This window comes from Thermodesulfovibrionales bacterium, assembly GCA_026417875.1.
In the GTDB taxonomy this organism is placed as follows: Bacteria; Nitrospirota; Thermodesulfovibrionia; order Thermodesulfovibrionales; family CALJEL01; genus CALJEL01.
Genome location: JAOACK010000074.1, coordinates 1 through 6547, shown reverse-complemented (window position 1 = coordinate 6547; position 6547 = coordinate 1). Strand labels below are relative to the sequence as shown.

General features: G+C 39.3%; 7 protein-coding genes and 1 pseudogene. 2 read left to right on the top strand and 6 right to left on the bottom strand.

Going from position 1 to position 6547, the window contains the following annotated elements:
* The first annotated feature begins 33 nt into the window (after positions 1 to 33).
* Both N2257_09970 and dnaJ read left to right on the top strand, forming a co-directional pair.
* A pseudogene (locus N2257_09970) lies at positions 34 to 324 on the top strand (Hsp70 family protein).
* 62 nt (positions 325 to 386) lie between these two features.
* Entirely contained in the window at positions 387 to 1481 is a 1095-nt protein-coding gene (gene dnaJ / locus N2257_09965; protein MCX7794708.1) for a molecular chaperone DnaJ, read from the top strand.
* Here dnaJ and N2257_09960 read toward each other — a convergent pair.
* From N2257_09960 to N2257_09935, 6 genes are all read right to left on the bottom strand, one after another.
* Positions 1447 to 2268 (bottom strand): menaquinone biosynthesis protein, encoded by an 822-nt coding sequence (locus tag N2257_09960; GenBank protein ID MCX7794707.1) that lies wholly within the window; start codon positions 2266 to 2268, stop codon positions 1447 to 1449. The two genes, dnaJ and N2257_09960, sit on opposite strands and share 35 nt — an antisense overlap.
* A gap of 4 nt (positions 2269 to 2272) precedes the next feature.
* The gene (locus N2257_09955) at positions 2273 to 3718 is read right to left on the bottom strand and encodes an RtcB family protein (GenBank protein MCX7794706.1); all 1446 of its coding nucleotides are present in this window, start codon (positions 3716 to 3718) and stop codon (positions 2273 to 2275) included.
* 12 nt (positions 3719 to 3730) lie between these two features.
* Entirely contained in the window at positions 3731 to 4174 is a 444-nt protein-coding gene (locus N2257_09950; protein ID MCX7794705.1) for an archease, read from the bottom strand.
* 3 nt (positions 4175 to 4177) lie between these two features.
* Positions 4178 to 5464: a Ni/Fe hydrogenase subunit alpha gene (locus N2257_09945; GenBank protein MCX7794704.1), complete on the bottom strand. Its 1287-nt coding sequence runs from the start codon at positions 5462 to 5464 to the stop codon at positions 4178 to 4180.
* Positions 5457 to 6218, bottom strand: coding sequence for a hypothetical protein (locus tag N2257_09940; GenBank protein MCX7794703.1), 762 nt, complete (start codon positions 6216 to 6218; stop codon positions 5457 to 5459). Before N2257_09940 ends, N2257_09945 begins: the two co-directional genes overlap by 8 nt.
* The coding region (locus tag N2257_09935; protein MCX7794702.1) for a hypothetical protein at positions 6219 to 6547 on the bottom strand (329 nt) is incomplete at its 5' end.

Sequence of the window (6547 nt, the reverse complement as noted above, 5' to 3'; positions counted from 1 at the left end):
AGATGTGTATAAGAGACAGGGAATGAAGCGGATACACTCATATATTCAGTTGAGAAATCGCTTAGAGAATACGGGGATAAGGTTACGGAAGCTGAGAAAAAGACAATCGAGGAGGCTCTTGAAAAATGCAAGAGAATAAAGGATACCTCCAATGACATAAATGAGATTAAGAGGGCAATAGAGGAACTCACGAAGGCCTCTTATAAGATTGCTGAACATATCTACAAGACAGCAGGAGCAGGAGCCGCATCTCAAGAGACAAAGAAAAAAGAAGAGGAAGTTGTAGAGGCAGAGTTTGAGGATGTGGATAAAGACAAAAAATAATATAGTAAGGTTAGGGCCGAGACTAAGCTCTCTGCCTTAACCTTGAATCATTATCTTTGAAAATGAAAGGCATGAAGGACTACTACGAGATTCTTGGTGTACCCAGGGATGCAACTCCTGACGAGATAAAAAAGGCATTCAGAAAGCTTGCCCTCAAATACCATCCTGACAGAAACCCTGGAAATAAAGAAGCAGAGGAAAAATTCAAGGAGATAAATGAGGCTTATGCCTGCTTGAGTGACCCTGTAAAAAGGCAGCAGTATGACCAGTTCGGAACAGCAACCTTTTCTGATACAGGATTTGGACCTTTCACAACAACTTTCGGTGATATTTTTGAAGATATCTTTGAAGATTTTTTTGGTGTTTTCACAGGTAGACGAACACAGAGGCCTGTAAAAGGAGATGATCTTCGTTATAATCTAACAATAAATCTCTATGAAGCAGCCTTTGGTGCAGAAAAGATCATCGATATACCAAAAACAGAACCATGTGCTGATTGCGTAGGAACAGGTTCAGCAGGAAGAAAGCCTATTACCTGCCCTAATTGCAGAGGTACAGGTCAGGTTAGATACCAGCAGGGTTTCTTTACCATATCAAAGACATGCGCAAAATGTCAGGGAAGGGGATATTTTATAAGCGATCCATGTAAAAAATGCAACGGAACAGGCTTTATTCAGAGGATAAAGGCCATATCCGTTAAGATACCATCAGGAGTCGAAACAGGTTCGAAGCTCAAACTAAGGGGAGAGGGCGAACCTGGAAGGAATGGCGGTCCACCGGGAGATCTTTATGTATATATAACAGTTGAAGAACATCCTTTCTTTAAAAGAGATGGCAATAACATAATCTGTGAGGTGCCCATAACCTTTCCTCAGGCTGTACTGGGAGCAGAAATAGAGGTTCCTACTCTTGAAGGAAATTCTAAATTAAAGATACCTCCTGGCACAGCCTCTGGTACAGAATTTGTTCTTAAAGGAAAGGGCATCCAGAAATTACATGGCCATTCAAGGGGAAATCAGATTGTAAGAGTTTATATAGACGTTCCAAAGAAACTCACGCCAAGACAGAAGGAACTTATAGAAGAGCTTGCAAGACTGAATGGAGAGGAACCCCATAGGACATTTATGGATAAGATAAAGAATCTTTTCTCTGATTGAGCTCTTTCAGTCTTTCTGCATACTTTTTAAACAATCTGAGGCCTTCTCTGTGGCTTTCTGTTAGATCATAAGAAAGACTTCTCCAGTAAGAAAGAACGTTTTCTGCACCTATTAGTGAAGAGATTGATGGGAGGTTAGAGATTTGTTCTGGATTTTTAAAAAAATCTTTTTTTATCTCATCAAGACACTCTTTGAGTCTGCTAAGGAGCTGTCTTTTTCTGTCAAGGCTATGCCTTCTCACTATCCAGAGGGCATAAACAAAGGGCCTGCCAGTATAAATGTGCCATAACTCTCCAAGGTCATAGATATAAAATTCCCTGTGAGTTAAAGCATTAACCATGGCATCATCACCTATGAGAAGATAGGCTGGAAACTTGTTGAGACCCTCTTCAAGAGTAAGATTGCTCTTTTCTGTCTTTATATTGAGTTTAAGAAATATATTTGCTATTACCTCAAGCTGGACTCTAGAGGTATCTGATTTATCTGTAACAAGTAGTGTTTTATTTCTGAGCTCTTCAAGGGGTTTCTTGCTGAAGAGGAGGATGCTTTTTACAGGACCCATTGAGCTGATGGAGTGATTATCTATTAATTCGTAAAGTTCTTCATTCATAAGATATTCTATTGATGATGATGGACTTACATCAATTTCACCAGTTCTCAGTTTTTTATTTAAAACAGACGGTACATCCTCAATGAATTCAAAGTAAGATTCTTGCAGTCTTTCAAGATAATAAAAAAAAGGAAAGAGATTAAGAAAGGGAATCTTTCCGATCCTGAGTTTTTCCAAATTTCTATCCCTTAATCACGCCGATAGGATGGAGTCTTGCCACCTTTTTTGAAATGCCAGCTCTGTGCACAACCTCAACAACATTAGATACGTCTTTATACGCCTCTGACATCTCCTCAGCAAGTGTCTCTCTTCCTGCTGATCTAACAATAATTCCTCTGTCTTCCATCTCCCTTGCGATTGCCCTTCCTTTAGCCTTTTTAATTGCCTGATGTCGTGAAAGAAGTCTGCCAGCTCCATGGCAAGTGGAGCCAAAGGTCTCCTGCATGGCCTTTTCTGTGCCCAGTAAAAGATAAGAATATCTTCCCATATCACCAGGAATTATCACTGGCTGACCGAGCTTTCTGTATATTTCAGGAAGCTCAGGATGTCCTGGCGGGAAGGCCCTTGTGGCACCCTTTCTATGGACAATGAGCTTCATCTTTTTACCATTAATCAAATGTTCCTCTATCTTAGCAATATTATGGGCAACATCGTATATAAGTGTTAGACCGAGTTCTCTAGGTGATATATTGAAGACCTTCATAAAACATTCCTTTGTCCAGTGCATTAAACACTGCCTGTTTGCCCAGGCATAATTAGCAGCAGCTCTCATTGCAGCAAGATAATCCTGTGCTTCAGGACTGTTCACTGGTGCGCATGCAAGTTCCTTATCAGGCAGTTCAATACCATATTTCTTTGCTGCCCTTTCCATGACCTCAAGAAAATCTGTACATACCTGATGGCCGAATCCCCTTGAGCCTGTATGAATCATGACTGTTATCTGGCCTTTAAAGAGGCCTAACTCATTTGCAGCCTTTTCATCGTATATCTCATCAACATACTGAACCTCAAGGAAGTGGTTTCCCGATCCAAGTGTTCCTTGCTGTGCCCTTCCTCTTTCATAGGCCTTATCACTTATTATTGATGGATCTGCTCCTTCAATAGCACCTCCTGACTCAATTTTTTCAAGGTCTGATGGTTCACCGTAGCCATTCTCCACTGCCCATCTAGCTCCCTTTCTTAGAAGTTCTTTTTCTGAAAATGAATCAAGTCTGATTTTACCCCTTGAACCAACACCAGTTGGAATTTCATTATAAAGCGCATTTACAAGTTCTTTTATCTTCGGAATTACTTCATCCTTTGTAAGATTACTCCTCAAGAGCCTTACTCCACAATTAATATCATATCCCACTCCACCTGGAGAGACTATACCATCTTTTATATCAAAGGCTGCCACGCCTCCTATGGCAAATCCATATCCTGTATGTATATCAGGCATTGCAAGGGATGAACCAACTATACCTGGAAGGGTAGCTACATTTGCAACCTGTTCAATGGATTCCTTTTCAAGCTCCTTTTCAAGCTCCTCGTCAACAAAGATTATCCCATTTGTCCTCATACCGGGCTTGTAGGTCTGGGGTACCTCAAGGCGATTTTCATCTATTCTTCTTAAGCCCTCTATTGCCATTATTTCACCTCCTTAAATATCAAATATTATCTCAACCCTCCACCTGTCGCCTTCTCTGTAAAATTTAAGATTATGATAGGTTGCAGCCTTCACAAGAAGTCTTCTTTCATGTTTTTCAGGATCAAAGTCTTCACCTTTAAGTAAAGCCTTTATCCATAGTTCACTGTCTTCACCTGGGATGTTTATGCCTTTAATGTTGCTTTCTAAATCTATACTTCTGCCGATAAATCCGTAGGCATCAAAATGGAATATAAGTTCATTTAAAAAATTAACTAAAAGACTTTCAATACTGTGGGCTCTGACCTGAATGTTGAGGGTCTTTTCAGGTTTTATGCTATCTGGATCAGTGATAAGGCTATATAGACCCCTTGTAGCATTTATGAAGATTTCCTCTAGTTCTTTACCTTCAACCCTTAACCCGACATCACCGGATATATCAATAATCTCAAAATTCATATTTTATTTTATCAAATTTACGAGATGGACAGAACAGGATATGCAGGGGTCATAGCTTCTGATTATCTTTTCACATTCTTTCCTTATAAACTCGGGTGCTCTGTCATGAGATTCTCTAATAAAATCTCTTAATTCTTCCTCCATATGATAGAGATTCTGAGATGTGGGAGGTATGAGAACAGCCTCTTTTACGAGACCCTTTTCGTCAAATTCATAGCTGTGAATAAGCATGCCCCTTGGAGCCTCTGTTATCCAGGTAGCTCTTCCAGCAACGGGTTCATAATCTATGAAGGGTCTTTCAGGCTCTTCATAGGATTTTATTAATCTTATTGCTTCATAGATGCAGTAAGCAAGTTCTATAGACCTTGCAATTATTGATAATTTTATATTTTTTAATGGAAACTTTATACCTGAAACTTTTATTACATCCTTTATGACATCAGGTAATAATTCATAATTTAGATTTATCCTTGAAAGCGGACCAACAATATAGGTTCTTAGATCATCCTTTCCCCTAAGTCCTGAAAAGAGTGCAGTGGAGTAAGGCTTCTGGAATTCCTTTATAGAATTCATAAATTCTTCCATTTCCATCTCCCTGCCAGAGCTTGTTACCACAGAGCCATAATTCATGGGATATTCTCCTGCCTTTCCAAGAGAAATAAATTCGTATTCCTTTTCTTTTATGTTGAATCTAAGCTCCGATGCCCATCTTATCATCCTGAGTGAATCTTCAAAGAGATTTTCAAGTTCTGGCAAAAGTTTAAGTAGTTCTTCTTTTCTTGGGATACTGTAAAAGCCTCCAACCCTTACATTGACAGGATGAATAGACCGTCCGCCTATTGCCTTAATAATGGAATTGCCTGCTCTCTTAAATTTCAGTCCCTTTTTGAGTATTTCAATGTAGGTTTTTGAGGACCATGCATCAGGAAGGTCGTAAAAATCAGGTCCGTGAAGGAGATAAATATGAAGGCCGTGACTTTCTATCCATTCACCACAATAAAGAAGTCGTCTAAGTTTTATTATTGATTCCGGTATCTCTATTCTGAAGATCTTTTCTATGGCATGTACAGCACTCATCTGATAAGCCACAGGACATATGCCACATATCCTTGCTGTGAAATCGATTACATCCTGGCAATTCCTGCCTTTTAAAAAGGCTTCAAAAAATCTTGGTGCCTCAAATATTTTTAGTTTTAAATTTTCATATCCGTCGGCACCAAATTCAATGATAAAGGCCGCTTCTCCTTCAATCCTGGATAAAGAATCTACTTTTATAATTTTCTTACTCATGACCTATCTTTGATTTTCTGTATGCATAGGAATTCATCTTATCTATAAGAGAAAGAAACTCTTTTTCTGTTATATTCAGTTCTTCAAATATTTTTATTAAAGATTTAAGATTTGCACCATCTCTGGGACCAAAACATCCATAACAGGGTCTTTTAAAAGATGGACACAACGCTCCGCAACCAGCCTTTGTAACAGGTCCCAGGCAGGGTTCACCGCAGGATACAAGTATACAGGGAATTCCCTTTTTCTTGCACTCCATACAGAGGCTATATACAGGTATCCTTGGCGTCCTTTCAAGTACAAAGGAGAGCAGGGTTTCCTCGACTGCCTCAGTTGATACAGGACATCCCCATAACTCATAATCAACATATATATGTTCAGAAACAGGTGTGGAAATAGATAAGACATCAATGAGTTCAGGAGATGGATAAACGGACTGCTTGAACTCTCCAAGCCTTGCCCAGTTCCTTAAAGCCTGAATCCCTCCCGAGGTAGCACAGGCACCAATTGTAATAACCTTTCTTGACCTTTCTCTGATATCAAAGATTTCCTCCTGCTGTATTTTTGTTGTTACTGATCCTTCAATTATGGATATATCAAAGGTGCCTTTAAAAACTCTGTCAGTACCCTCTCTAAAATGAACTATGTCATAGAATTTGAATAGATCGAGAAGATACTCCTCAAGGTTGAGGATGGCAAGCTGACATCCATCACAAGATGTGAGCTTAAATATTCCTATTCTGTATTTCTTCATTTATATCTCTTTAACTCCGATAAGATGCTCTATATCAGAGTATCTAAATACAGGTCCATCCCTGCAAACTAATTTCGGACCGAACATACAATGCCCACATATACCTCTACCACAGTTCATATTTCTTTCCATGGAAAGGAAGATTTTTTCTCCAGGTATACCATGTATTATAAGCTCCCTTACAACGTTCTGCATCATTATCTCAGGTCCACAGATGAACGCAACAGTGTTTAGAGGATTAAAGGTTAGATATTTTAAAAGGCTTGTAACAAGTCCAATATTCCCCTGCCAGTTTTCTTCAGGGTCTGCCCTGTCAACTGTGAGAAGAA

What these genes read in the sequence shown, in the direction of transcription:
- N2257_09950 (MCX7794705.1), bottom strand. Translation starts at nt 4,174, where the DNA reads ATGAATTTTGAGATTATTGATATATCCGGTGATGTCGGGTTAAGGGTT.
- N2257_09955 (MCX7794706.1), bottom strand. Translation starts at nt 3,718, where the DNA reads ATGGCAATAGAGGGCTTAAGAAGAATAGATGAAAATCGCCTTGAGGTA.
- N2257_09940 (MCX7794703.1), bottom strand. Translation starts at nt 6,218, where the DNA reads ATGAAGAAATACAGAATAGGAATATTTAAGCTCACATCTTGTGATGGA.
- N2257_09945 (MCX7794704.1), bottom strand. Translation starts at nt 5,464, where the DNA reads ATGAGTAAGAAAATTATAAAAGTAGATTCTTTATCCAGGATTGAAGGA.
- dnaJ (MCX7794708.1), top strand. Translation starts at nt 387, where the DNA reads ATGAAAGGCATGAAGGACTACTACGAGATTCTTGGTGTACCCAGGGAT.